This window comes from Grimontia marina (assembly GCF_900060185.1).
Lineage (GTDB): Bacteria > Pseudomonadota > Gammaproteobacteria > Enterobacterales > Vibrionaceae > Enterovibrio > Enterovibrio marinus.
This window is the reverse complement of record NZ_FIZY01000003.1, coordinates 1-24,881: the sequence shown is the minus strand read 5'-3', so window position 1 is coordinate 24,881 and position 24,881 is coordinate 1. Positions and strand designations below refer to the sequence as shown.

Here is a 24,881-nt window from a genome sequence, read left to right as displayed (position 1 = left end):
ACAAATTACAGAAGTATTAAACTAAGAATATAGACGGTGACAATACCCGTCATACCTTGGATAAGGGTGGCTATGGTTTGCGCGCGGTATGCAGTGCTCACCGACATTTTGCTGAACTGGGTGACGACCCAGAAGAAGCTGTCATTGGCGTGTGAGACTGTCATTTCTGCGGCCATCCTAACCAGCTCTCCATACTGTCTAATATCCTCCAGCCTTCCAGATATCCCAATCACGCCGATGGCCTGATCTTTAAAAAATATGGGCAGATTAACACTGGGTTTTACGCCCCACATGTTGTGCTGCATTTCGTCAGTGATTTCGATAGTTCGCTTCTCGGATAGCGCCAGAATGGCGTATTCATGGCGTTGATGAAGCCTAGAATGATCGGTAGAGGCAATGATGTAACCATGCTCATCCATGACATTCAGGGCATTATTTATGATCTTTATCGCGCGTTGGACAATAGCGTTGGCTAAGTCTGGCGTAATCTTCATGGATAGCTATGAAAGGACATTGATGTTTCTCATAGATTACTTTTTGCAATGAATCGCGTGCTTCATTGTTGACGAAATATGTGAACTTCATAAGTAAAAAAACGCATTGCATCTTATTAGAGAATATAAACAATGGCCTCTCAATGATCGGAGGATACACGTGGACTACGAATTTCGACGCAATACTTTAGATGACAGCTTTCATGCTGAGTTATCAATGGGACATGAAGCACTCGGACGCTGGCTCGTTGATGAGCTGGGAACAGATCATGATGCCATTGATGAAGTTTTGGAAAATTTGAAGCTCGTGATGGAGCAAGGTGGTGAATGGACGCGCTCAGGCAAAGTCTTCCACTTGCAACTGACACAGGAAGAAGCCCTGGTGCAGGCCAATATCGTGCTCGAAGACAGCGAAGAAGAGATGCCTGACGTGGATCTTCATGCCTATGAAGAGGAAAGTGTGTCACTTTGTGGGCCAGAAGACCTCCTTTTGGTGCTTGAAGCCTGGCAAGACTTCATACGTCGCTATGGTCGCTAATTAGCTGATATTTATAGATAACGGTAATGGATGACCGTTAGTCCAATCTTTTGTTCTTCCTTTGTCTAACTTTCCTGACGCAACTTTTTGGTGCGTTTCTATCCCCGATTCTTTTCGCTGCCTGATTAGGGTGAATTTAATGCACCAAAATTGTGCGTATAATTTCATCAATTCTTGGATTTTATTGTAAATTATTGAATTTAAATTAAATAAAAAACTGGCACACCATTTGTTTATTACCTAAACAGAACTCAATTATTTTCTGGTTCAAGGAGACGGTAATGAAATTGATCAACGCAATTATCAAGCCCTTCAAGCTCGACGATGTGCGCGAAGCACTGGCTGAAGTCGGTGTGGATGGTATGACAGTGTCAGAGGTTAAAGGTTTTGGTCGTCAGAAAGGCCACACTGAATTGTATCGCGGTGCTGAGTACCAGGTGGATTTTCTGCCTAAAGTGAAGCTGGAAATTGCAGCACACAGCGAGAACGTCGACGAAATTATTGAAGCTATCAGCAAGGCGGCGCAGACCGGCAAAATTGGCGACGGAAAGATTTTTGTTTATGACCTCCAGCAAGCTGTACGTATTCGTACCGGCGAGATGGATGCAGAAGCGATTTAAGGTTTAGGGGAGTAAGAAAGATGGAACTGACTACAACTGTGACAGAGTTGCGATACGCACTCGATACCTTTTTCTTTTTGATTTCAGGCGCACTGGTGATGTGGATGGCGGCAGGTTTTGCCATGCTGGAAGCTGGTCTGGTGCGTTCTAAAAACACCACAGAAATTCTCACCAAGAACGTCTGTCTGTATGCAATCGCATGTACGACTTACCTACTTGTGGGTTACAACATCATGTATGTCGACAACACGGAAGGCGGCTGGCTGCCATCGTTCGGTGCCTTGATTGGTACTCAAAGCGAAGGCGCGGACCACTCTCTTGAATCTGACTTTTTCTTCCAGGTTGTCTTCGTAGCGACTGCAATGTCTGTGGTTTCCGGTGCGGTAGCTGAGCGTATGAAGCTTTGGGCTTTCCTGGTGTTCTCCGTTGTGCTGACAGCGTTTATTTACCCAATGGAAGGTTACTGGACGTGGGGCGGTGGCTTCCTGTCAGAAGCAGGCTTCAGCGACTTCGCAGGTTCAGGTATTGTTCACATGGCGGGTGCAGCAGCGGCATTGGCAGGTGTTCTTCTGCTGGGTGCGCGTAAAGGCAAATACGGCAAGAACGGTCAAATCTACCCAATTCCAGGTTCAAACCTGCCATTGGCAACCCTGGGTACTTTCATTCTGTGGTTTGGTTGGTTCGGCTTCAACGGCGGTTCACAGCTGATGGTGTCAGACTTTGAAAACGCAACTGCAGTTGGCCAAATCTTCCTGAACACTAATGCGGCAGCGGCGGCAGGTGCAATCGTTGCACTGGCAGTGTGTAAAGCCACTTGGGGTAAAGCTGACCTGACAATGGTACTGAACGGCGCGTTGGCTGGTCTGGTAGCGATTACTGCTGACCCATTGTCACCATCTCCAGTCGCGGCACTGACTATCGGTGGTCTGTCTGGTGCTCTGGTTGTTATCAGCATCGTTGGTCTGGATAAACTGAAGATTGACGATCCAGTAGGTGCTATCTCTGTACATGGTACTTGTGGTCTGTTTGGCCTGCTGGCTGTGCCTTTCAGCAACGCTGACGCGACTTTCGGCGCACAAATCTTCGGTGCAGCGGTTATCTTTGCTTGGGTATTCGGTGCAAGCCTGGCGGTTTGGGCAGTGCTGAAAGCCACAATGGGTATCCGTGTAGGTGAAGAGGAAGAACTTGAAGGTATGGACTTCCACGATTGTGGTGTAGATGCCTACCCTGAATTTGTTAGCGTGAAATAATATGTAACACTTCTAGGCGCTTACCAAGCCCCGCATCCTTTGGATGCGGGGCTTTTTGCTATTTATCGGTTACATAACGCATTGCATACGCATATTAGGCGTGTATACTAATCGCATTGATAAACGTTCTCATTTTAATTTGCACTTTAGGAAATCACGGATATGAAAAAGCTGTTGACTGCATCAGCACTGATGTTTGGAGTTATGGGCACAGGCGTAGCGCAAGCCGCAGAAGAAGTGAACGTATACTCTTACCGTCAGCCGTTTCTGATTGAACCAATGCTGGACGCATTTACTAAAGAAACCGGCATCAAAGTGAATGTGAAGTTCGCGAAAGAAGGTTTGGCAGAGAAACTGCATCAGGAAGGCGAATACAGCCCGGCAGATGTGTTGTTAACTGTGGACATCGCCCGCCTGAAAGAACTGGATAGCAAAGATCTGGTTCAGGCACTGGACAGCGAAGTGATTGAAGCGAACGTTCCGGCTCAGTTCCGTGACAACGATGACCGTTGGTTTTCCCTGACACTGCGTTCACGTGGTGTTTACTCATCACGTGACCGTGTAGGTAAACTCGGCGACGACTTCGACTACCTTGATCTGGCAAAACCTGAATTTAAAGGAAAAATCTGTACTCGCTCTGGTAAACACCCATACAATGTGTCCCTTATTTCAGCCATCATCGCTAACCATGGTGAAGCAGCAGCAAAAGCGTGGCTGGAAGGTGTGAAAGCGAACCTGGCACGTAAGCCACAAGGCAACGACCGTGCGCAAGTTAAAGCAATATCAGAAGGCCTGTGTGACGTGTCTCTGGGTAACAGCTATTACCTGGGTAAAATGCTGGCCGACGAGAAGCAAATCCCATGGGCTGAAAGTGTTTACCTGAACTACCCTGGTCAGGATGCGAATGGCACCCACGTTAACGTGAGTGGCATGGCGTTGGCGAAATACGCACCGAACAAAGAAAACGCACAAAAACTGATGGAGTTTTTGACGTCAGACGTGGCACAGAAGATGTACGCGGAACTGAACTATGAAGACCCAGTGAAGCCGGGCGTAGCAAGCTCTGAGCTGGTAGCTTCTTGGGGTGAGTACCGTGCAGACGACTTGTCTCTGGAAAGCGTTGCTGAGAACCACGAAAAAGCAATGAAGCTTCTGGATGAAGTGAAGTTCGATCTGTAAGTCATCGAATCTGTTTGGATAAGGGGAAGAGCGCTTCCCCTTTTCGCCAATTCTGACGCCATAATGTTGTAGGCAATGTTAGAACAGAACCGATTTTTGAAAACCAGTAGCTGGGTCTTTTCCCTACTGCTGGTTTTGCCGATTTTAGCGATTTTTTACACTGCCCTAGGTGAGTCCGACGAAGTGTTCGGTCATCTCATGTCGACGGTGATGGGCACTTACGCCCTTAACACGGCGCTTTTGGTGGTGGGAACGGTATCGCTCTCCCTCCTGATGGGCATCCCTTCTGCCTGGCTTCTGGCTAACTATTCCATACCCGGTGATCGCTGGCTGCAGTGGGCGTTAGTTCTGCCACTTGCGTTGCCTGGCTATATCGTCGGTTATATCTACACCGACTGGTTTGATTTTGCTGGCCCTATCCAACTCCTTTTACGGGATGTAACAGGCTGGACGTCAGCCGCGCAATACTGGTTCCCTGATCTGCGTACCTTGCCGGGAGCCTGCTTTGTACTGGCTTTAGTGCTGTATCCCTATATCTATCTTCTTGCCAGAGCGGCTTTTATGGAACAAAGCCTGACGCTGACTCAATCGGCACGTTTGTTGGGCTGTACTCCAACTCAAAGCTTTTTTCGTGTCTCACTGCCGCTTGCCCGTCCTGCTATTGCTGTGGGTGCCTCGCTGGTTGCCATGGAAGCGCTCGGTGATTTTGGTACCGTTTCCTATTTCGCCGTGAGTACGCTTACAACGGCGGTATACGACACTTGGTTGGGTTATTCCAACCTCAATGCCGCGGCGAAAATCTCTGCCATCATGCTGGTGGTGATTTTTGTGCTGATCAGCAGTGAGCGCTATAGCCGCCGCAAGCAAAAGCTTTTCAGTCAGAATGTCACGCCGGACACCATTGCCAAATATCCACTTCGTGGTAAGTACAAAATGCTAGCTACTGTTTGGTGCTGGGGGTTGTTTACCATCGCGTTTATTGCGCCGCTGGGACAACTTCTTATCTATGCGTGGGATTACCATTCAAGTAGTTCGGTGGAAGATTTTGCGCAATACAGTGTTAACAGCCTTTATGTGTCGGCAATTGCTGCAGTGGTGGCATTGATGATTGCGCTATTGGTGAATTTCTATAAACGTTTGTCCGGCCGCGCGGCGAGCAATGTGCCTATTCGCATCGCTTCGATGGGGTATGCGGTGCCGGGTACTGTGCTGGCGATAGGTGTACTGATTTTTCTGACCAGCGCAGACCACATCATCAATGACATTGCAAAAGCTTTGGATTGGGGAAGGCCGGGGTTGATTCTTTCCGGCACCATGTTCGCTATGTTGGCGGCATTTGTGGTACGTTTCAGTGCGGTTGCAATTGGTAGTGTTGAATCCAGCCTTGCCAAAGTGTCGCCTTCACTGGATATGGCTGCCCGTACAATGGGTTGTAACGTGCGCAGCATGATTCAGCGAGTGCAGTTGCCTTTGATTCGCCGTGGCTGTTTGATTGCCATGCTGCTGGTGTTTATTGAATCGATGAAGGAACTTAATGCAGCTCTGCTACTGCGTCCTTTTAACTTCGAAACGCTGGCTACATACGTATTTAACTATGCCTCTGATGAGCATCTCGAGTATGCTGCTTTGCCTGCGGTATTACTGGTGTTGGTAGGACTTATACCCCTGATCATGATTAACCGTTCTTTGGAGCAAAGCCACTCATGAGTTGTGCACTGACTGTAAGCAATCTGATTTGTCGTTACAACGGCCAGGCAGTGCTGGATGATCTCACCTTCCGTGTCGAAAAAGGCGAAATCGTCTGCTTGTTGGGGGCGAGTGGCTGCGGGAAAACGACTTTGTTGAAAGCCATTGCGGGCTTATTGCCACTCGACAGCGGTGACATGATGATCAACTGTCGCCAGATTGTTGGACCTTCTTTGAATGTGCCGCCTGAACAGCGAAACATCGGCATGATTTTCCAAGACTATGCCTTGTTCCCGCACCTGACGGTTGCCGAGAATGTTTCGTTTGGCCTGAAAGGTTGGGATAAAGTTGCAGCAAAAGCACGCGTCAAAGAGATGCTGGCGCTGGTTAAACTAGACGGCTTGGATGCACGCTATCCACACCAACTTTCAGGTGGTCAACAGCAGCGTGTAGCGATTGCCCGTGCGTTGGCAGGCAAGCCAGATCTACTGCTATTGGATGAACCTTTTTCCAATATTGATACCCAAGTACGGCACAGCCTGATTAAGGAAATCCGCAAGATTTTTAAAGAGCAGGGTGTGACAGCGATTTTTGTGACCCACAGTCGTGAAGAAGCCTTCGCGTTCGCTGACAAACTGGCGGTAATGAACAAAGGCGTGATTGAGCAATATGGTGGAGCGACCGAGCTTTACTATAGTCCGAGTAGCCGCTTTGTCGCCGACTTCATGGGGCATGGCTCATACGTGCCTGTTTCTGTTAATGGTGACAGCAAGATGCATACGCCGCTGGGTGAATGGCCGGTCGAACAGGCGTCTAACGGCAGTGAGCTTGAATGGTTGATTCGTCCACAAAACCTCACTATTACCCCTGATGATGCAGGTAATGGGGTGGTGAGTGATGTACAGTTTATGGGTGACAGTTGCCGCTACCTAGTAGATGTCAACGGTCAAAGCCTGATGGTGTACTCCAACCAGTTACTTGATATTGGTGACAAAGTCAGGCTCGATATCAGGCCGCACCCACCAGTGCTTTTCGAAGCCTCTTAAAGCCTACAGGGCGAGCCTAAACGGAATAGGAAAAAACCGGCTGATGCCGGTTTTTTTGTTGCTTTTAGGGCTTAATGACCGCAGAGCAAATCAATATAGCCATCAGCCTGACGAATTAACGCCTCTTTGTCAGGTTGCTGGTTAGACTGGAGGTAAAGAATGTAGCAAACACCGTCGAAGAGTCGAGCTAGTTCGATCGCTGAGCGACGTTCTGGTATCAAACCCTCTTGAAGGCCATGGTTGAAAAGAGCGGTATATTGCTCCAGCACCACGTTTTTGCCTTCAACAAAGTTTGGCCAGATATCTTCGCGAATAGACGTGCTCCACTCATACCAAACTTTGAGCCATTCCTTATCTGCAAGCGCCGCATCGATAACAGCTGAAGTTACGAATGAGAGTGAATTACGGACGTGGTTTTTGCCCAAATGAAGGTGGCGCGAAATAATTTGTTGAAACTCTTTTTCTGCTTCTTTAAGTACTGCTTCGACGAGATCTTCCCGAGTAGGGAAATAATTAAATACTGTCGCTACCGAGACTTGTGCCATATCTGCGATATCAGCATGTCCTGCGCGGCCAATGCCACGTTTGGAAAAGACTTCCAGCGCATAGCCGAGCAGTTGTTCTTTTCTCTGCTCAGGCGACAAACGGGTTCTTGTACGTCCACTAGATGTAGTCATCCTGGTTCCTGCCAACTTTAAACGAGTTTTGGTTGCCTATAACTGGCAAACTTAAAATTTATGTAACATTTTATTTAACAACTGCTTGCGGAGTGTACAACAGCAACAAGTTGCTTAACAATGGCTTGGCGCTATTGAGCGTCGAAATTTTGACATGCATCGAGAGTAGGCTTGAGCAAGGAGCAATGGTAGAATGACCGACCTCATTTACACAGGTAGTCTGGCGGATAACCGTCGAGGATTAGAATGAAACATACCGTAGAAGTGATGATTTCAGAGCAGGAAGTCCAACAGCGAGTAAAAGCTTTGGGTGCTGAAATCACTGAACACTATAAAGATTCTCAGGATCTGGTCATGGTTGGTCTATTGCGTGGCTCTTTTGTCTTCATGGCGGATCTAGCGCGCGCGATTGATCTGCCTCATTCAGTCGACTTCATGACAGCATCAAGCTACGGCAACGCGATGGAAAGTACTCGTGATGTGCGCATCCTGAAAGATTTTGATGACGACATTAAAGACAAAGACGTGCTGCTGGTGGAAGACATTATCGACACCGGTAACACTCTGAGCAAAGTATGCGAAATCCTGTCTATTCGTGAGCCTAAGTCTATTCGCATCTGTACGTTACTGGATAAACCAGAACGTCGTGAAGTAGATGTGCACGTAGATTGGTACGGCTTCAAAATCCCTGACGAATTCGTTGTGGGTGTGGGTATCGACTATGCTCAGAAATATCGCCATCTGCCTTATATTGGCAAAGTGGTTCCACTGGAAGGTTAATACCTACAGTCATGAAAAAAGCGACCTTCGGGTCGCTTTTTTGTTTCACTGTGTCCAGAACTTGCCTTGTGTCATTCCGGAACAAGCTCAGACATTGCAGATTCATATCCGGCTTCCAGCGTTTTAATGCTGTTAGCCATCATTCCCAAATCTTTCAGCACACCATCGCTGATGTCATAGAACCAGCCATGTATTTTGACGTCTTGTCCACGCTCCCAAGCAGCTCGCAATATGGTGGAGTTACCGAGATTGTAAACTTGTTCTGCTACATTGATTTCACAGAGCTTATTACTCTGTTCTTCTATTGTGAGGCCGCTTAGATAGCGTTTGTGTTTGCGATAAAGGTCTCGGATGTGTAGAAGCCAATTGTTGATGAGACCCAATTCAGGGTTTTCGATAGCAGCATGAACACCGCCACAGCGGTAATGACCACAAACAATGATGTGTTTTACTTGAAGGACGTCGACAGCGTATTGGACGACAGAAAGACAGTTTAGGTCGGTGTGAACCACCTGATTGGCCACGTTTCGGTGCACGAACAGCTCTCCAGAGTCTAGTCCAGTTAGGCGCTCCGCCGGAACACGGCTGTCAGCACAACCTATCCATAGGTATTCAGGGTGCTGGGATTTTGCTAATTCAGTAAAGTAAGCCGGATTGTCTTCCTTGATGGTTTTAGACCATTTTAGGTTATTGGAAAGAAGCTGCTTTATTTGCGCCATGGCACCCCCCTAGGAATTGTTGCGAGCAACTATACACCACAAAAGTTCATATTTAGATACAATTTACCACTTTCTACTCAACATTTTAGCTCCTCCTACCAGCATTATGGTTGATATAACAGATCCCTGTTACCGTAATTGAACGGTATACTAGGGCGCGCTTTATCTCCTCCCCGCTAACCATTTGGGAACAAAATGTTTACACCAACTGCAAAGCATCGCGGATGGTCTGGGAAAAGTTGTGTCTTTGGTTTTGGAGAGCACAGTAAAGGAGATCCAATTGTCCATTTGGGTAATTGGGTAGCTTGCCGAAAAAGGAAGTATTAAAAGGAAGCAAGTTGTGAATTTTGACCGGTTCAAACACTGGAGCCTGAAAGGCGACATTTTCGGCGGTGTTACTACTGCCATCATTTCTCTTCCCCTTGCGCTTGCATTTGGTGTCGCCTCCGGCGCGGGTGCTGAAGCAGGACTTTGGGGCGCTATTCTCGTTGGTTTGTTTGCTGCATTGTTTGGTGGATCTTCCACACTGATTTCTGAGCCAACGGGCCCGATGACAGTCATTATGACTGCTGTCCTTACGTCCATGATGGCGAGGTATCCGGAAACAGGAATGGCAATGGCCTTTACCGTTGTCATGATGGCCGGTGCCTTTCAGGTTTTGTTGGGCACACTGAAACTTGGGAAATATGTCACCCTGATGCCGTATAGCGTCATATCCGGCTTTATGTCAGGTATCGGTGTGATATTGATATTGCTACAAATCAGCCCTTTGATGGGGCAGGCAGCGCCCCCTGGTGGTGTGCTGGGAACCATTCAGGCATTGCCTGAAACGGTCTCTAACCTCAGCTTTAAAGAGCTTTTTCTGGGGCTTTTGACATTAGGTATTCTGTTCTACTTCCCGAAGAAATACCGTAAATACGTGCCAGCACAGCTTGTTGCGCTGGTGCTGGTAACCTTACTATCCGTCATTTTCTTTGATATCGAGAGCATCCGACGCATTGGTGAAATTCCGACAGGTTTGCCATCGATCGTTTTCCCTACTTTTACCCCTGAACTTCTGACCACCATGGTTATCGATGCTTTAGTATTGGGTACCTTGGGCTGTATTGATACCTTACTCACGGCCGTGATTGCAGACTCGCTCACCCGTGAGGAGCATAACTCTGACAAAGAGCTTCGTGGTCAGGGCATTGCAAACATCATTTCTGGTATATTCGGTGCGCTACCGGGGGCAGGGGCTACCATGGGTACCGTGGTGAACGTTCAGGTTGGCGCTCGCTCACCGTTGGCAGGTATTGTTCGTGCCCTTATTCTGGCGGCAGTGGTATTGGTTGCAGGCTTCCTGACAGAGCCGATTCCAATGGCCGTGTTGGCCGGTATCGCACTCTATGTGGGTATTAACATTCTTGACTGGAGTTTCCTGCAGCGCGCGCACAAGGTCAGTAAGCACCAGACGGCTATTATGTACGGCGTGATGGCGCTGACCGTTTTTGTCGACTTGATTGTTGCAGTGGGTTTGGGTGTTTTCATTTCCAATGTCATTGTAATCGAGAGACTTAGCCGAGAGCAGGCAAAGCAAGTCAAAGCTATCAGTGATGCCGATGACGATGATGTACCGCTTTCTGAAGAAGAAAGAGGTTTATTAGATAATTCTGATGGAAAGGTGTTGTTTTTCTATCTCTCCGGCCCAATGATCTTCAGCGTGTCAAAAGCCATCTCTCGACAACACACCAGCATTGGCGATTACCGCGTGATGATCCTGGATTTGAGTGATGTGCCTCTGATTGACATGACAGTGGGTCTCGCGCTGGAAAACGCTATTGCCGATGCCCGCGAAGCGAATTGTACCGTGTTCTTGCTCAGTCCTCATGAGCAGACCACAGAACAGCTAAAACGCCTTCATGTTGGCGACTGGGTCGCTGACACGCACATGTTCGACTCCCGTTACGATGCGCTCAATGCTGCCAAGCGGCTAACGGAAGTCATGCCATAAAAGAATCAATAACACTTATGAAAGCAATTGAAATCGACAATCTGGTCAAGGTATATGGCACAGATGTCAAAGCGCTTAAAGGGGTGTCTTTATCGGTTGAGGAGGGCGATTTTTACGCCCTTCTTGGTCCTAACGGTGCCGGAAAATCAACGACGATTGGGATCGTCAGCTCACTGGTAAACAAAACGTCTGGTAAGGTGAAGATTTTCGGTTTCGACATCGACACCCAACTGGTTGAAGCAAAAAAACAAATTGGACTGGTACCACAGGAGTTTAACTTCAACCAGTTCGAGAAAGTGGAACAAATCGTTGTCAATCAGGCGGGGTACTACGGTGTAGAGCGTGAAGAAGCCAAGCGCCGCGCTAGAAAATACCTCACCCAGCTCGACCTTTGGGAGAAGCGCAACGAATCAGCCCGTAATCTGTCTGGTGGTATGAAGCGCCGTCTGATGATTGCGCGCGCCCTGATGCACGAGCCAAAACTGCTTATTCTGGATGAACCTACAGCGGGCGTAGATATTGAACTGCGCCGCTCGATGTGGACTTTCCTGCAGGAAATCAACAAGCAGGGCATCACTATCATCCTGACCACTCACTATCTCGAAGAAGCGGAAATGCTGTGTCGTAATATCGGCATCATTAACCGTGGTGAGCTGATTGAAGACACCTCGATGAAAGCACTTTTAAAGAAACTGGATGTGGAAACCTTTGTTCTGGATTTGGCGCCGGACAGCTCAGTAAAAAGCTTGGAAGGCGTGCAGTGGGTGCAAGTCGATGACCACACACTGGAAGTTGATGTGCATAAACACACTGGCCTGAACACGGTCTTTGAACAGTTGACCGCGCAAGGTATCCAGGTGCTCTCGATGAGAAATAAAGCTAACCGATTGGAAGAGTTGTTCGTGACGCTGGTGCGCGAAAATGCGGAGGCCAAAGCATGAATAAGCTTTACTGGGTGGCTTTTAAAAGCCTCATCATCAAGGAAGTGACCCGCTTTACCCGTATCTGGGTACAAACGCTGGTTCCTCCTGCCATTACCATGACCTTGTATTTCATCATCTTCGGTAACCTGATTGGCAGCCGAATTGGTGAAATGGGCGGCTTTAGCTACATGGCTTACATCGTACCGGGTCTTATCATGATGTCGGTGATTACCAACTCTTACTCCAACGTGGCCTCCTCTTTTTTCAGTGCCAAAATGCACCGGAACATTGAAGAACTAATGGTTGCGCCTGTACCGAACTACATCATGATCGCCGGTTATGTCGGCGGCGGTGTGGCAAGAGGCTTGGCGGTTGGGGTGATGGTCTCCATGGTGTCGCTGTTTTTTGTCGACCTTAAAATTGCCCATCTCGGCGTGATTGTGGCCACGGTGTTCCTGACATCGGTCGTCTTTTCACTGGGTGGATTGATCAATGCAGTATTTGCAAAAAGCTTTGATGACATCAGTATCATCCCTACCTTTGTACTGACACCGCTAACCTATCTCGGTGGCGTGTTTTATTCGCTCTCCCTGCTTCCCGAATTCTGGCAGGGCGTGTCGAAGCTGAACCCTATCGTCTACATGGTGAATGCTTTCCGTTACGGCTTTCTTGGTATGTCTGATGTGAATATCGTGACGTCATTTGCGGTATTAAGTCTGTTTGTCGTCGGACTGTATACACTGGCATGGTATCTCATCAGTCGTGGTATTGGCCTTCGAAGCTAAGCGTTATATGAGTAGAAAAAAACCGCCTTCCGGCGGTTTTTTTCTATCTGAGTGCGAGTGCGACTGTATTACTCTTCGCTGTCGTCAGTGACCTGCGGGGTCAAATCAACAGTAAGGTTATCGATAAGTCTAACCTGGCTCAGGAAGGCAGCTGCCAGAATCACGGCTTTAGAAGTGTGCTCGCTGATAGGTTGCAAGGTGTTGGCATCACGAATGAAAATCTCGTCAGGCTCCAGACCTGCTGCGCGCAGCTGGTCGTTACCGTCAAGCACCAGTTCGCTGTAGTCGCTACGGCCACCACGCATTTGGCTACTGATCCAACGCAGGGTTTTTGCCAACACTGGCGCACGTTGACGCTCATCGACGGTCAAACGGGTATTACGGCTGCTCATGGCAAGCCCATCCATTTCACGCACTGTGGCAACAGGAATGATTTCGATAGGCAGGCAAAGATCGTCCACCATCTTTTTAATCACGGCAAGTTGCTGGAAGTCTTTCTCACCAAAGCAAGCCACATCCGGCTGAACCATATTGAACAGCTTGGAAACAACGGTTGCTACGCCTTTAAAGTGGCCTGGACGGGATGCCCCTTCAAGCACACCGGAAAGGCCCGGAACATCCACAAATGCGTGATTGTCCATGCCATTGGGGTACATGATGTCTGCGGTCGGGGTGAATACCACCTCAACCCCTTCAGTGTTCAGTTTGGCAATGTCTTCATCCAGCGTGCGAGGATACGCCGCCAAATCATCCGCTTTATCAAACTGCATTGGGTTAACGAAGATGCTAACAACCACTACATCGGCATTCTCACGGGCTCTGCGAACCAGAGTGAGGTGACCGTCATGCAGGTGACCCATGGTAGGGACAAACGCAATGCGCTGGCCTTCACGGCGCCATTGCTGAACCTGTTCACGGAGTGGGGCAATCTCAGCGATTACTTGCATTTATCGGCATTCCTCAGTTAAACGTCTGCTCTGGGCCAGGGAACTCGCCGCTTGCCACTTCTTCAATGTAACGGGACACAGCCAGACGCATGTCGCCCGTTTCTTTCAGGTAGTTTTTGGAAAAACGTGGGATGTAGTTAGCAGAGATGCCGAACATGTCGTGCATCACCAGAATCTGGCCGTCCGTCGCATTACCTGCACCGATACCAATGACAGGTACACGGACAGCATCAGTGATGCGCGCAGCCAGCGCTTTTGGCACACATTCCAGCAAGATAACCTGAGCACCGGCTTTTTCGAGTGCGAGTGCATCCTGAACCATTTGCTCTGCTTTTTCCTCTTCGCGGCCCTGAATTTTAAAGCCACCGAAGATATTAATGGATTGAGGGGTCAGGCCAAGGTGCGCACAAACAGGCACAGCGCGTTGAGTCAGCATGGTGATGGTATCAGCCAGCCAAGCGCCGCCTTCCACTTTCACCATGTTGGCGCCTGCTTGCATTAGAACCGCTGCGTTCTTGCAGGCTTCTTCTGGCGTGGCAAATGACATAAATGGCATGTCGGCCATCAGAAGGCTATTTGGGCTCCCTGCACGCACACTGCGCGTGTGATAAGCGATTTCGTCAATCGTGACTGAAAGGGTGTCACTCTTTCCTTGCAAAACCATGCCTAGTGAGTCGCCAACCAGCAACACAGGCATTTCCTGCTCTTCAAACAATTGGGCAAAACTGGCGTCATAAGCAGTTGCCGAAGCAAATTTACGTCCTTCCTGCTTCCATGCCATTAAGGTACTAATCGTAATTTTTTTCATCTTGTCTCCCAAACCCTGCTTGTTTTGTTTCGGTGCCTAGGCGGGTGTGCTTACGCGAGGGCAGTCAGGCCGTTTTTATCCGTGACGGCGACCAGCTCTGCGACAGCACTGCCATCAGGCAGCTGCAAGTCAGGGGCTATTTCGGCGAGAGGGTAAAGCACGAATTCACGTACTTTCATCCCGTAGTGTGGAACGGTTAACCGTTCACTTTCCAGCTGGAGATCCCCATACAGCAGGATATCCAAGTCCAGAGTTCGTGGTCCCCAGCGTTCTTCTTTACGCTCGCGGCCAAACTCCAGCTCAATGCGCTGTGTATGATCAAGAAGATCTAACGGTTGAAGCTCGGTGTCAATGGCTGCAACCGCATTCACATAATCGGGCTGGTCGGCGGGACCCATCGGCTTACTGCTATAGAGCGAAGATGTACAGACAAAGCGGGTACCCGGCAGATGTTTCAGTGCCTCAATCGCATGTTGGGCTTTCTCTACCGGATTACCTAAGTTACTGCCTATAGCAATGTAAGCGCGGATCATGATTCTGTATTCGACTTCGGTTTAGGCTTTCGGCTGCGAGGCTTGGTTTTGCGGCGACGTCGGGTCTTTTTCGCTGCACTGGCCTTGTTCAGCACCTGTACCATGTCATGGCGATCGTCACGATTCGCTCTTTGGAAGTCATCCCACCAAGTGGCGAGCTCTTCCAGTTGTCCGCCTTCAATCTTGCCACGCATTTCAAGGAAATCGAACGCAGCGCGGAACTTGTTTTGTTCCAGCAGTTTGTAAGCGCGGTTACCTGAACGACGACTCAAGCGAAGCTGTAATTGCCAGATATCGCGAATCATTGCAGTGAAGCGGCGCGGGATCGCGATGCTCTTCACCTGCTCATCCAGAATGTCATTGGCCGCGACCATAAAGGCGTCGTAGTAGCTCAGGCCACTTTCGAAGGCGATTTCTTCTGCGCGGGTTTCCAGTGGATACCACAGCATAGCGGCATACATAAAGGCTGGATTGATGCGCTGGTCATTGGCGACGCGATCGTCGGTAGATTTTAGTACCAGCTCTAACATCTTCTCGCATTTACTGCTGCGATCTTCGGTGAAATGCTCATCAAGGATTGGGAACAGTGGCGAAAAGAGGTTGTAGTCGCGCAGCAGGCGATAGGTATCCAAACCGTTGCCGGATTGCAAAAGCTTGAGACTTTCTTCAAACAGACGGGCGGCAGGAATATCACGAAGCAAGTGAGCCAGCGCAGGAATTGGCGCCGCAGTTGCTTCGTTGATTTGCATGTCGAGCTTTGCGGCAAAGCGCACCGCACGCAGCATACGAACCGGGTCTTCACGGTAACGGGTTTCCGGATCGCCAATCAGGCGGATCACGCGGTTTTTCAGGTCTTCAACGCCACCTGCATAATCGCGTACCGAGAAGTCATCAATGTTGTAGTAAAGGGCATTGACGGTAAAGTCACGGCGTTCAGCATCTTCATCGATGGTGCCATAAACGTTGTCACGCAGCAGCATGCCGTCATTCGACTGGCTGGCAGACTTATCACCTTTATCAGCGCCGTGGTGACCACGGAAGGTCGCCACTTCAATCACGTCACGACCGAAGAGAATATGTGCCAGACGGAAACGGCGGCCAACCAGGCGGCAGTTTCTGAAAAGCTTACGCACTTCTTCCGGCGTCGCGTTTGTCGCGATATCGAAATCTTTTGGCTGTTTATTCAGCAGCAAATCACGCACACCACCACCAACGAGGTATGCTTCAAAGCCTGCTTTATTCAGGCGATAGAGCACCTTCAGCGCATTTTCGCTGATATCTTTTCTTGATATACCGTGCTCTTGGCGTGGAATAACTTCTAGCTTCAGGTCATCAATCGCGCGTGTTTTATTATCGCGATTCAATACCTTACGGCAAAAGCTGGTAACTCGATTAAAGATAACTCACCTCGTATCTGACAGGTCGGGCCATAAAAACGACGGCATATGATATATCACCGCTCCGTATTTTAGAAAGCTGTAATCACTTCCGTCTCATTTGGCAGCTTGCTTATCTGCCAGTTTTTCTCTCCCCAAAGGAGCAGTTCTTCCACCGGCGCCCCCTTTAATTCAGCAGGAACAGGGTGCCCTAAAAATGCCAATGCAGCTTCAAGGGCGGGACCTGGATGGGTGTTGTCGATGGCCGGAGCATGGTTTTGTTTAGAAAGCTTATTACCGTCGGCGTTGAGCGCAAGTGGCAAGTGCAAATAACTTACCTGAGGTGCGCCCAGTTTTTGATAAAGAGAAACCTGTCTTCCCGTCGGCTCAATGAGATCCGCGCCACGAACGACCTCTGTAATGCCCTGATGAATATCGTCCATTACCACTGCAAGGTTATAGGCATAAAGCCCATCACGGCGCTTGATAATGAAGTCTTCCGCCGCCATCGCTGGGTCAAGCTGCATCACGCCATGTTTGACATCGACAAACTCTGTCACCGGATTATCAAGGCAGACACGAACGGCAGAGCCTTCAGCATCCAGGGTGCGGTGGCGGCAAGTACCGGGATAAATGCCACCCGCATCTTTTATCTGACGTCGCGTACATTGACAAAAATAGGCGTCACCATTCGTCAGCCAGCGCTCGATCTGCGCCTGATACGCATCATAGCGGTCATGCTGGTAGAGAATGCCGTCATCCCAGTGAAGGCCGTAAGCATCCAGTGTTTTTAGAATGGCATCAACTGCCCCGCCGACTTCCCGTGGCGGGTCAATATCTTCAATGCGAACCAACCATTTACCCTGATGGGCTTTGGCTTGAAGGTAGCTTCCTAGCGCAGCCACCAAGGACCCAAAGTGCAGAGGGCCAGATGGTGAAGGGGCGAATCGCCCGATGTATTGCATTTTCTGTTTCTCTGAAAAAGGAAAAAGGGAGCATTAGCTCCCTTTTTGCCATGAATCTCGGTAAAGCGGTAGGCTTAGCCTGCCATTTGCTTTTCTTTGATTTCCGCAAGGGTTTTGCAGTCAATGCATAGATCCGCAGTAGGACGGGCTTCAAGGCGACGTACACCGATTTCAACACCACAAGAATCACAGAAACCGAAATCATCGTCTTCCAGACGCTGAAGGGTTTTGTCGATCTTCTTGATCAGCTTGCGTTCGCGGTCGCGGTTACGCAATTCCAGGCTGAATTCTTCTTCCTGTGCCGCACGGTCAACAGGATCAGGGAAATTAGCCGCTTCGTCTTGCATGTGATGTACAGTACGGTCAACTTCTTCCCTAAGCTGATTACGCCACGCTTGGAGGATTTTACGGAAATGATCAACTTGTTGATCATTCATGTACTCCTCGCCAGCCTTCTCTTGGTAAGGTTCTAACCCGGCCGTAGCCAGGATGCCCAGCGATTTTTTAACTTTGCTCTCTGGCATTAAGCGTTCTCCTAAATACACCCTGACCTGCTCGGTCAAAAGAGGGCGGTATCTATATCAGAAACCCTATAATGAGGCAATCTTTGTTTTTGCCTCTTGTCATCCCAGTGTGAAGATGTCTACATTTTTTCTCAATTCTGGGAGAACGGGACCCGTTTATTTATGCTCATATGGACTGATGAAAGTGTCGTTTGGTAACACAGAATTTCCACACCAAGTGCTTGAGCGTCTATAAGTAGCTGATTATAGACCGCATCTATGTGTTTTGCCGCTGACACCTTCTCAATTCCAGAATGAAGCACGGCAAAAAACAGCACCGCGCGTTTTCCTTGTTGGGCGAGCACGCCCAATTCCCGTAAGTGTTTCTGACCCCGAGTGGTGACAGTATCCGGGAAGAAGCCTTGTCCATCTTCTTCCAATAACGTGACACTTTTTACCTCTATATAGCAGTCTTGTTTGTCGGGTGACTGAAGCAGGATGTCGATACGGCTCTTCTCTTCACCATACGGTACTTCGGTACGAAGGGTTTCATAACCCTGCAATTCCGCCACCACATCCTCTTTGATCGCTTCCACCACCAGACGATTAGCCTGTGCAGTATTGATGCAAATAAGGTGCCCGTGTTGAGTTTCTGTCAGCTCCCAGCTGTTGGCATATTTACGCTTGGGATTGTCAGAAGTGGAATACCACACGGTATCACCCGGTGTGGCGCATCCCGTCATGGCACCTGTGTTCGCACAGTGCATGGTGACTTCAGAACCATCCGCTAATGTCACGTCGGCAAGAAAACGTTTATAGCGACGGATTAAGGTGGCTGGTTGCAGTGGAGGGTCAAATTTCATGATTGTCCTTGATAAATATACCGAGGAACATCAACGGGTTAATGTCCAACGATTCAGGCATTGATAATGTACGCCGTGCCCATTTTCAGCCGGTACCGAAGCATAAATGCCGAAGTGATAAAAAGTGAGCGGCTTTCGGAGAGAACGTCGGTTTTCTGTCGGTCTGGCTCGGCGCGCTAAGGTGATGTGCGGCACGAAGTTATGTTCTGCAGAGCGACCCAAGATCTTGGCGGCAGCCTCATGCAGCTGGCAAGCCAATGTGCTTAACGTGGCATTCTCCTCAATCCCCAGCCAGAGGATGCCCTGTTTGGGGAATTCGCCGGTTTCTGTGGTTTGGGTGGAGATGGCTGGAAGCGATATTTTATCTGCAACCTCACACAGCGAGCGGTAGGCAGGACTGTCGACTTCGCCGAGAAACGCCAGGGTAATATGGAGGTTCTCATCGGGAACGGGCCGACCGCGCTCGGCCAGCGTTTGCTTGAGCGCAACAATGGCGCTGCGGCTTTTGGCGTTGTGCGTGTCGCTCAAATCCAAAGCGAAGAAGAGTCTTCGCGTTTCCTTGCTCAACGTCCTGCATCCTTGCGTGATTTGGGTATACTGTTCGCGTAATTCTGACATAAAGGCCTTTCCATTGTCACAGCTCCCTATCGACAGCGTCTTAGAAGACGTGATCTCCGCACTGACCGAATGTTCGCAAGTGATTCTTAAAGCGCCGCCGGGGGCAGGTAAATCGACAAGATTGCCGCAGGCGCTGCTGGAGCAAAATGTCTTCGAAGGAAAAATCATCCTGCTGGAACCCCGTCGTCTGGCGGCAAGAAACATTGCCCGTTTTCTGGCCTCCCAGCGCGGCGAAAAAGTAGGTGAGACGATAGGTTTACGTGTGCGTGGAGAGACCCGTGTCAGTGACAAAACCCGCCTTGAGATCGTCACTGAAGGCGTACTGACAAGAATGATCCAATCTGACCCAGAACTCGACGGTGTGAGTTTGGTGATCTTCGATGAATTCCATGAGCGCAACCTTCATGCGGATCTTGCGCTGGCGCTCTCTTTGGATGTACAGGGCGCGCTTCGTGATGATTTAACCTTATTGGTGATGTCAGCGACACTGGACGATGCAGCGCTAACGACCCTGCTACCTGAAGCCAGGGTACTGATGTCCGAAGGGCGAAGCTTTCCGGTTGAAGTGCGTTATCAGCCGATTGCGAAACAATACGGCTATGAGGGTTTAGTGGCGTCTGCCGTTGCGAAATTGATGCAGGAAGAAGAGGGCTCAGCGCTGGTGTTCTTGCCAGGCGCAGGAGAAATCACCCGCGTCGCAGAAACTTTGGAAATGAAAGTACCGGATGGTGTGATGGTTTGTCCGCTGTTTGGTCAGATGAATGCTAAAGAACAACAAGCGGCGATCGCACCAGCATCGAAAGGCCAACGTAAGGTGGTACTTGCAACCAACATTGCTGAAACCAGTTTGACGATTGAAGGCATTCGCTTGGTGGTGGATTCAGGGCTTGAACGCGTGGGGTGCTTTAACCGCAAAACTGGCATCACCAAGCTCGAAACGGTGCAGATTGCGCGCTCGTCTGCGATTCAACGGATGGGGCGGGCAGGTCGCTTATCAGCGGGCCTTTGTCTTCGTCTTTACAGTGAAGACTCGTTCCAGCGGATGCGGGCGGTTCCAGATCCAGAAATCGTTACCAGTGACTTGATGCAACTGGTGCTGGAAGTCGTGCAGTGGGGCTGTGCGCCGGAAGATTTGCAATGGCTTGACTTTCCGCCGACCCAACATTGGCAGCAAGCCGTTACCCTATTGCGACAGCTGGATATTCTCGATGAGCACAATGCACTGACGCACAAAGGCAAGCAGGTGACTCAGTTGGGAACAGATGCCCGTCTTGGTGCAATGCTTATAGCGGCAAAAGCGTTTGATGAGGAGGCCACTTCCACAGCCTGCTGGTTGGCGGCCTGGGCAGAAGAACCACCGCGAGGCAAAGCCGACCCTGATTTACGCCTTCAATTGATGATGGCAATGAAAAAGCCGACCTGCCGCCAGCGTGCCGGACAATTGGCTGCAAGAATGAAGTGCTCCCTGTCGGAGGATTTATCCGGTGACTGGTTGCCCATCCTTGCTGCCGCGGCTTGGCCGGATCGGATTGCTAAATCCCGCGGCAACAATGGTCGCTTCTTATTAAGTAATGGCCATGGGGCGCAAATCGATGCCGATCATCCACTCTCAGGGGAAGAAGCGTTAATTGCGGTGGACTTGATGAGTGTTTCGCAAGGCGATAGTCGTATTTTTACCGCTGTGCGTACGGATTTTTCAACGTTGCAAACCCGTCTGCCTTCACTGTTTTCTGAACGCGAATGGGTAGACTGGGACGAAAAGAAAGGCGCGTTGGTTGCCGAGGAACACCTTTGCTGCGGTGACATTGTTGTCGCTAAAAAAGCGATAGCACGATTAAGTGATGACATGCTGACCCGTGCGCTGATTCAGGCGATTAAGCGAAAAGGCGAAACATCATTACCGATGTCAGACAAAGCGGTAAGCCTTTTGAACCGGGCGCGATGTGCGCAAAGCTGGGAGTTAGCCATCTCGCTGCCTCCGCTTGATGAATCTGCGCTGTTGGGATCGCTCGACGATTGGCTGGCACCGTTTATGAACGGGGTTCGTAGCTTGAAGGATTTGAAGAAAATCGACTTCTTCAGTGCACTGGAAGCCTGGTTTGGCTGGGATATCACCAAACAGCTTAACCAATTGCTGCCGGAGACTTACGAAGTACCAACAGGCTCACGCTACGCTATTCGCTACCAACAGGGACAAAAGCCGGTCTTGGCGGTCAGAATGCAAGAGATGTATGGACAAGCCACGTCGCCAACCATCGCTGATGGCAAAGTCACCTTGGTGGTTGAGCTATTGAGCCCGGCACAAAGGCCGCTGCAAATTACGCAAGACTTGGCAGGGTTCTGGCAAGGCGCTTACCGCGAAGTGCAGAAAGAAATGAAAGGGCGCTACCCGAATCATGTGTGGCCGGATGACCCTGCAAATCACCAGCCGACGCGATTAACTAAAAAACACTTTAAACCGGAAGCCTGAACCAGACTTCATGACAAAAGAAACTAAGAACACCAAACCCCGCACGCGACGCAAAGCAGCGAGTCCATGTGGTGGCAAGAAGAAAACGGTCCCAGCGAAAAAAGGCTGGGGCAAAAAACTTCTCTCCTTTAGCTTTAAGTGCACGCTGGTTTTTGTGGCGGTCATGGCGATTTGGGGTATTTATCTGGATAGCAAAATCCAGGAGCGCTTTGACGGGCAAATCTGGCAGCTGCCTGCCGTGGTATATGGCCGCATTCTGCATCTTGCACCGGGAGAAGCTGTCACCATTGATACTCTAAAGCGCGAGCTCGATATCCTGAATTACAAGCGTGTGCGCAATCCAAGCCGACCGGGTGAGTATTCCGCGTCGAAAACCCGTGTCGAGATTATCCGTCGTCCTTTTGAATTTGAAGATGGTCCTGAGCAGGCGCAACATGTGATGATCTCCTTCTCCGGGGAAGGCGTGCAAAGCCTTAAGCAGCTCGACAGTGGCAAGCAAATGGGTTATCTACGAATCGAACCCAAGCTTCTGGGCACCATGGAGTCCAATACCGATGAGCAGCGAATTTTCCTGCCCCGTGAGCGATTCCCTGAGTTTCTGGTCGATGCACTTTTGACCACAGAAGACAGAGATTTCTACCACCATGACGGTGTTGCACCACTCGCCATTGTCCGAGCGCTAGTGGTCAACCTCAAAGCGGGTCGCACCGTGCAAGGGGGCTCAACCCTCACACAGCAGTTGGCAAAAAACCTGTTTCTCACCCGCGACCGTACCTTGTGGCGTAAAGCACAGGAAGCTTATATCGCCGTACTGCTGGACTATCGCTACAGCAAAGACCGACTTCTCGAAGCCTACCTGAACGAAGTGTATCTGGGTCAAGCGCGTGGCAAGGGCGTCCATGGTTTCCCTTTAGGAGCGCGCCTTTACTTCGGTCGCCCGATTGAAGAGCTCAGCATTGACCAGTTGGCGTTGCTGGTGGGTATCGTTAAAGGTCCTTCTTACTACAACCCTTGGCGTTATCCAGAGCGCGTGCAGGAAAGGCGTGATCTTATTCTTCGCATGATGATGGAAAGTGGCGTTATTTCTTCCGGCCAATATGCAGAAGCGGCGGCACGTAAGCTTGGCATTCAGAAATCACCAAGCATTAACAGTCGGCAGCCTGCTTACTTTGAACAGCTGACCCGCGAAATCCGCGAGCGCGTTGGCAGCCAATTCAATCCGGAGAGTGGTCTTCGTGTGTTCAGTACGCTGGATCCTTTGTCTCAGTCGATTATCGATAAAACCGTGGTTAAGAAGGTTGATCAACTGAAGAAAGTTGCCGGAAAAAATCTGGAAGCGGCAGTGGTGATTGCAGACCGCCAAAGTGGAGAGATCCGCGCCATGGTCGGAGGTAGCCGCCCTGGTTATGCCGGCTTTAACCGGGCACTCAATGGTAGTCGACAGATTGGCTCGCTTTCCAAACCGGCTGTGTATCTTGCAGCATTGTCTGATCCTGACAAATACAATCTGGCGTCACCATTAGATGATAAACCGATCGTCCTGAAAGGCAATCAGGGTAGTGAATGGAAGCCGCGCAACTATGATCGAAAATTTCGTGATCAAGTACCTTTGCTCAAAGCGCTGGCGAATTCTTACAACATTCCGACGGTCAATCTCGGTTTGGCCATAGGTTTGGGAACAGTGATTGATACCTATGAAGAACTTGGTGTCGACCCGGACCAAATCACCCGTGTGCCATCATTGCTTCTCGGGGCATTTACCTTGACGCCGATGGAAGTCACGCAAATGTTCCAGACCATCGCTAGTGGCGGACGGAAAGCTAATTTAACAGCGTTGCGTGCAGTCGTTGCCCGTGACGGTCAGGTGCTTTACCGAAATTGGCCGAAGTCGAGCCAGACAGTTTCTGAGCAGGCAAGCTGGCTGACCATGTACGCGATGAAAGAAGTGGTGCGAAGCGGTACAGGCCGTTACCTCAACTCTTCTTTCGGTTGGGCGGGACTTGCCGGTAAAACAGGCACCACAGACAACAACCGTGATAGCTGGTATGTCGGCATTGATGGTCGGGAAGTGGTCACGGTCTGGCTAGGCCGCGACGATAACACGTCGACCAAACTGACTGGCTCATCCGGTGCTTTACGTTTGTATGCGGATTACATCAAAGCAAGGCAACCTGAGCCTTTGACGCTGAATTGGCCTTCTGAACTTGCCAGTGTGCCGTATCAGGTCAGGGAAGGGCAGTTTGTGACGGACTGCTTCAGCGAGAGTAAGTTGCCGATGTGGGACCCGAAAGGCCATTGGCGCAAACGGTGTGACAAGCCAGACCCGGTAAGCTGGCTGCAATCGATATTTAATTAATACCAATCGTAGTAAATATCTGCTCATCCTAGCTTGTTAAAATGCTCGATAACTGCGTTGGAAAATTTGATTGTAGAATGACTACTTATCGGAATTTTTCGCCTTGTTCTCGAGCATTTTTCCTGCGCTATTTCTGATCACCTACCTACTGTGATTGGTATAATTCCAGAAGGGGTTGGTCGAGCGTTCAACCCTTTTTTCTTTTGGCTGGTGATACATTGCAGATACAAAAAAGCCTCGTCAATGACGATAACACCGATCAGTTAAGGCATTGATCAGTTGAACGATCCTACAGATGGTTAACAATACCCTCAGTACACTAATTGCTGAGGGTATTTTTTATGTTGGCTCACTGGCTGATTGATGTCGATACGTTTGCTGCACCCGAATCAATGGCCCTCTTCCAAAAAGAACTCCCGCTCGAATGGATAGAGCAAGCCCTTGATTCGACCAACAAAGCCAGTATGAGACGGCGTAAGTTACCCGCCGAACTTGTCGTTTGGTTGATTGTCGGTATTGGCTTGTATCGGGATAAACCCATCACGGAAGTTTTAGATAAATTAGACCTCAAGCTTTCCAACCACTTAGGGGATTCTGTTGCACCAAGTGCTATCCCTCAAGCGAGAAAGCGCCTCACCGCCCAACCTTTGGAAGCGCTTTTTAAACTGACAGCAGCCCATTGGACCCAGCAGGAAGATAGCGATGACAAATGGTTTGGCCTAAGTTTACTTTCAGTCGACGGCACTCAGTTC

At 49.7% G+C, this 24,881-nt stretch carries 24 protein-coding genes; 13 read left to right on the top strand and 11 right to left on the bottom strand.

The window, feature by feature from the left end:
* Positions 1 to 5 precede the first annotated feature (5 nt).
* A complete protein-coding gene (locus GMA8713_RS02415) occupies positions 6 to 494 on the bottom strand; it encodes a GntT/GntP/DsdX family permease (protein ID WP_062705391.1) in 489 nt (162 codons plus the stop codon).
* Between the two features lie 160 nt (positions 495 to 654).
* On the opposite strand from GMA8713_RS02415, the gene GMA8713_RS02410 reads away from it, so the two are divergent.
* The 6 genes from GMA8713_RS02410 to GMA8713_RS02385 all read left to right on the top strand — a co-directional run bounded on the left by GMA8713_RS02410 (position 655) and on the right by GMA8713_RS02385 (position 6,813).
* Positions 655 to 1,032 (top strand): YacL family protein, encoded by a 378-nt coding sequence (locus GMA8713_RS02410; RefSeq protein WP_062705390.1) that lies wholly within the window; start codon positions 655 to 657, stop codon positions 1,030 to 1,032.
* Between the two features lie 281 nt (positions 1,033 to 1,313).
* Positions 1,314 to 1,652 carry a P-II family nitrogen regulator gene (gene glnK / locus GMA8713_RS02405; RefSeq protein WP_002537421.1) on the top strand — a complete coding sequence of 113 codons (339 nt, stop codon included), beginning with the start codon at positions 1,314 to 1,316 and terminating at the stop codon, positions 1,650 to 1,652.
* Positions 1,653 to 1,672: 20 nt separating this feature from the next.
* The gene (locus GMA8713_RS02400; protein WP_062705384.1) at positions 1,673 to 2,902 is read left to right on the top strand and encodes an ammonium transporter; all 1,230 of its coding nucleotides are present in this window, start codon (positions 1,673 to 1,675) and stop codon (positions 2,900 to 2,902) included.
* A 162-nt stretch (positions 2,903 to 3,064) separates the two neighbouring features.
* A complete protein-coding gene (locus GMA8713_RS02395; RefSeq protein ID WP_062705383.1) occupies positions 3,065 to 4,081 on the top strand; it encodes a Fe(3+) ABC transporter substrate-binding protein in 1,017 nt (338 codons plus the stop codon).
* Between the two features lie 75 nt (positions 4,082 to 4,156).
* Positions 4,157 to 5,788, top strand: coding sequence for an ABC transporter permease (locus GMA8713_RS02390; RefSeq protein ID WP_062705382.1), 1,632 nt, complete (start codon positions 4,157 to 4,159; stop codon positions 5,786 to 5,788).
* Positions 5,785 to 6,813 carry an ABC transporter ATP-binding protein gene (locus tag GMA8713_RS02385; protein WP_062705381.1) on the top strand — a complete coding sequence of 343 codons (1,029 nt, stop codon included), beginning with the start codon at positions 5,785 to 5,787 and terminating at the stop codon, positions 6,811 to 6,813. The genes GMA8713_RS02390 and GMA8713_RS02385 overlap by 4 nt, the downstream gene beginning before the upstream one ends.
* 71 nt (positions 6,814 to 6,884) lie before the next feature.
* On the opposite strand, the gene GMA8713_RS02380 is transcribed toward GMA8713_RS02385, so the two are convergent.
* Positions 6,885 to 7,490 carry a TetR/AcrR family transcriptional regulator gene (locus tag GMA8713_RS02380; protein ID WP_062705379.1) on the bottom strand — a complete coding sequence of 202 codons (606 nt, stop codon included), beginning with the start codon at positions 7,488 to 7,490 and terminating at the stop codon, positions 6,885 to 6,887.
* Positions 7,491 to 7,736: 246 nt separating this feature from the next.
* Between GMA8713_RS02380 and hpt the strand changes: the two genes are divergently transcribed.
* The gene (gene hpt / locus GMA8713_RS02375) at positions 7,737 to 8,270 is read left to right on the top strand and encodes a hypoxanthine phosphoribosyltransferase (RefSeq protein ID WP_062705378.1); all 534 of its coding nucleotides are present in this window, start codon (positions 7,737 to 7,739) and stop codon (positions 8,268 to 8,270) included.
* 71 nt (positions 8,271 to 8,341) lie between these two features.
* On the opposite strand, the gene can is transcribed toward hpt, so the two are convergent.
* The gene (gene can / locus GMA8713_RS02370) at positions 8,342 to 8,989 is read right to left on the bottom strand and encodes a carbonate dehydratase (protein ID WP_062705376.1); all 648 of its coding nucleotides are present in this window, start codon (positions 8,987 to 8,989) and stop codon (positions 8,342 to 8,344) included.
* Positions 8,990 to 9,329: 340 nt separating this feature from the next.
* Between can and GMA8713_RS02365 the strand changes: the two genes are divergently transcribed.
* From GMA8713_RS02365 to GMA8713_RS02355, 3 genes are read left to right on the top strand one after another with little or no spacing between them, the layout of a single operon-like run.
* Positions 9,330 to 10,982, top strand: coding sequence for a SulP family inorganic anion transporter (locus tag GMA8713_RS02365; RefSeq protein ID WP_062705375.1), 1,653 nt, complete (start codon positions 9,330 to 9,332; stop codon positions 10,980 to 10,982).
* Positions 10,983 to 10,999: 17 nt separating this feature from the next.
* Complete coding sequence (locus GMA8713_RS02360) at positions 11,000 to 11,923, top strand: ABC transporter ATP-binding protein (RefSeq protein WP_062705374.1); 924 nt, start codon at positions 11,000 to 11,002, stop codon at positions 11,921 to 11,923.
* Positions 11,920 to 12,690 (top strand): ABC transporter permease, encoded by a 771-nt coding sequence (locus GMA8713_RS02355; RefSeq protein ID WP_062705373.1) that lies wholly within the window; start codon positions 11,920 to 11,922, stop codon positions 12,688 to 12,690. The genes GMA8713_RS02360 and GMA8713_RS02355 overlap by 4 nt, the downstream gene beginning before the upstream one ends.
* Positions 12,691 to 12,758: 68 nt before the next feature.
* Here the strand turns inward: GMA8713_RS02355 and panC are convergent, their stop codons facing one another.
* The 8 genes from panC to thpR form a co-directional block, all read right to left on the bottom strand.
* Positions 12,759 to 13,637, bottom strand: a complete 879-nt coding sequence (gene panC, locus GMA8713_RS02350; protein ID WP_046304379.1) for a pantoate--beta-alanine ligase — start codon at positions 13,635 to 13,637, stop codon at positions 12,759 to 12,761.
* A gap of 13 nt (positions 13,638 to 13,650) precedes the next feature.
* Positions 13,651 to 14,445, bottom strand: coding sequence for a 3-methyl-2-oxobutanoate hydroxymethyltransferase (gene panB / locus GMA8713_RS02345; protein WP_002537440.1), 795 nt, complete (start codon positions 14,443 to 14,445; stop codon positions 13,651 to 13,653).
* 50 nt (positions 14,446 to 14,495) lie between these two features.
* Positions 14,496 to 14,978, bottom strand: coding sequence for a 2-amino-4-hydroxy-6-hydroxymethyldihydropteridine diphosphokinase (gene folK / locus GMA8713_RS02340; protein ID WP_002537441.1), 483 nt, complete (start codon positions 14,976 to 14,978; stop codon positions 14,496 to 14,498).
* Positions 14,975 to 16,378 carry a polynucleotide adenylyltransferase PcnB gene (gene pcnB, locus GMA8713_RS02335; RefSeq protein ID WP_083939849.1) on the bottom strand — a complete coding sequence of 468 codons (1,404 nt, stop codon included), beginning with the start codon at positions 16,376 to 16,378 and terminating at the stop codon, positions 14,975 to 14,977. Before pcnB ends, folK begins: the two co-directional genes overlap by 4 nt.
* A gap of 68 nt (positions 16,379 to 16,446) precedes the next feature.
* On the bottom strand, positions 16,447 to 17,319 hold the full coding sequence (gene gluQRS, locus GMA8713_RS02330) for a tRNA glutamyl-Q(34) synthetase GluQRS (protein WP_062705372.1): 873 nt from the start codon (positions 17,317 to 17,319) through the stop codon (positions 16,447 to 16,449).
* 74 nt (positions 17,320 to 17,393) lie between these two features.
* On the bottom strand, positions 17,394 to 17,843 hold the full coding sequence (dksA, locus tag GMA8713_RS02325; RefSeq protein WP_002537446.1) for an RNA polymerase-binding protein DksA: 450 nt from the start codon (positions 17,841 to 17,843) through the stop codon (positions 17,394 to 17,396).
* Between the two features lie 131 nt (positions 17,844 to 17,974).
* Positions 17,975 to 18,685: a DNA/RNA nuclease SfsA gene (gene sfsA, locus GMA8713_RS02320; protein WP_062705371.1), complete on the bottom strand. Its 711-nt coding sequence runs from the start codon at positions 18,683 to 18,685 to the stop codon at positions 17,975 to 17,977.
* 30 nt (positions 18,686 to 18,715) lie between these two features.
* The gene (gene thpR / locus GMA8713_RS02315) at positions 18,716 to 19,303 is read right to left on the bottom strand and encodes an RNA 2',3'-cyclic phosphodiesterase (RefSeq protein WP_062705369.1); all 588 of its coding nucleotides are present in this window, start codon (positions 19,301 to 19,303) and stop codon (positions 18,716 to 18,718) included.
* A gap of 13 nt (positions 19,304 to 19,316) precedes the next feature.
* On the opposite strand from thpR, the gene hrpB reads away from it, so the two are divergent.
* The 3 genes from hrpB to GMA8713_RS02300 all read left to right on the top strand — a co-directional run.
* A complete protein-coding gene (gene hrpB, locus GMA8713_RS02310; protein WP_062705367.1) occupies positions 19,317 to 21,773 on the top strand; it encodes an ATP-dependent helicase HrpB in 2,457 nt (818 codons plus the stop codon).
* Between the two features lie 10 nt (positions 21,774 to 21,783).
* Complete coding sequence (gene mrcB, locus GMA8713_RS02305; RefSeq protein ID WP_062705366.1) at positions 21,784 to 24,129, top strand: penicillin-binding protein 1B; 2,346 nt, start codon at positions 21,784 to 21,786, stop codon at positions 24,127 to 24,129.
* A gap of 341 nt (positions 24,130 to 24,470) precedes the next feature.
* Positions 24,471 to 24,881 (top strand): transposase domain-containing protein (locus GMA8713_RS02300; RefSeq protein WP_198159441.1); only part of this gene is annotated, 411 nt, incomplete at its 3' end.

Excerpts from the sequence above, each read along its gene's own strand:
- GMA8713_RS02415 (WP_062705391.1), bottom strand. The coding sequence starts at position 494 with ATGAAGATTACGCCAGACTTAGCCAACGCTATTGTCCAACGCGCGATA.
- glnK (WP_002537421.1), top strand. The coding sequence starts at position 1,314 with ATGAAATTGATCAACGCAATTATCAAGCCCTTCAAGCTCGACGATGTG.
- GMA8713_RS02400 (WP_062705384.1), top strand. The coding sequence starts at position 1,673 with ATGGAACTGACTACAACTGTGACAGAGTTGCGATACGCACTCGATACC.
- GMA8713_RS02395 (WP_062705383.1), top strand. The coding sequence starts at position 3,065 with ATGAAAAAGCTGTTGACTGCATCAGCACTGATGTTTGGAGTTATGGGC.
- GMA8713_RS02390 (WP_062705382.1), top strand. The coding sequence starts at position 4,157 with ATGTTAGAACAGAACCGATTTTTGAAAACCAGTAGCTGGGTCTTTTCC.
- GMA8713_RS02385 (WP_062705381.1), top strand. The coding sequence starts at position 5,785 with ATGAGTTGTGCACTGACTGTAAGCAATCTGATTTGTCGTTACAACGGC.
- GMA8713_RS02380 (WP_062705379.1), bottom strand. The coding sequence starts at position 7,490 with ATGACTACATCTAGTGGACGTACAAGAACCCGTTTGTCGCCTGAGCAG.
- hpt (WP_062705378.1), top strand. The coding sequence starts at position 7,737 with ATGAAACATACCGTAGAAGTGATGATTTCAGAGCAGGAAGTCCAACAG.
- can (WP_062705376.1), bottom strand. The coding sequence starts at position 8,989 with ATGGCGCAAATAAAGCAGCTTCTTTCCAATAACCTAAAATGGTCTAAA.
- GMA8713_RS02360 (WP_062705374.1), top strand. The coding sequence starts at position 11,000 with ATGAAAGCAATTGAAATCGACAATCTGGTCAAGGTATATGGCACAGAT.
- GMA8713_RS02355 (WP_062705373.1), top strand. The coding sequence starts at position 11,920 with ATGAATAAGCTTTACTGGGTGGCTTTTAAAAGCCTCATCATCAAGGAA.
- panC (WP_046304379.1), bottom strand. The coding sequence starts at position 13,637 with ATGCAAGTAATCGCTGAGATTGCCCCACTCCGTGAACAGGTTCAGCAA.
- panB (WP_002537440.1), bottom strand. The coding sequence starts at position 14,445 with ATGAAAAAAATTACGATTAGTACCTTAATGGCATGGAAGCAGGAAGGA.
- folK (WP_002537441.1), bottom strand. The coding sequence starts at position 14,978 with ATGATCCGCGCTTACATTGCTATAGGCAGTAACTTAGGTAATCCGGTA.
- gluQRS (WP_062705372.1), bottom strand. The coding sequence starts at position 17,319 with ATGCAATACATCGGGCGATTCGCCCCTTCACCATCTGGCCCTCTGCAC.
- dksA (WP_002537446.1), bottom strand. The coding sequence starts at position 17,843 with ATGCCAGAGAGCAAAGTTAAAAAATCGCTGGGCATCCTGGCTACGGCC.
- sfsA (WP_062705371.1), bottom strand. The coding sequence starts at position 18,685 with ATGAAATTTGACCCTCCACTGCAACCAGCCACCTTAATCCGTCGCTAT.
- thpR (WP_062705369.1), bottom strand. The coding sequence starts at position 19,303 with ATGTCAGAATTACGCGAACAGTATACCCAAATCACGCAAGGATGCAGG.
- mrcB (WP_062705366.1), top strand. The coding sequence starts at position 21,784 with ATGACAAAAGAAACTAAGAACACCAAACCCCGCACGCGACGCAAAGCA.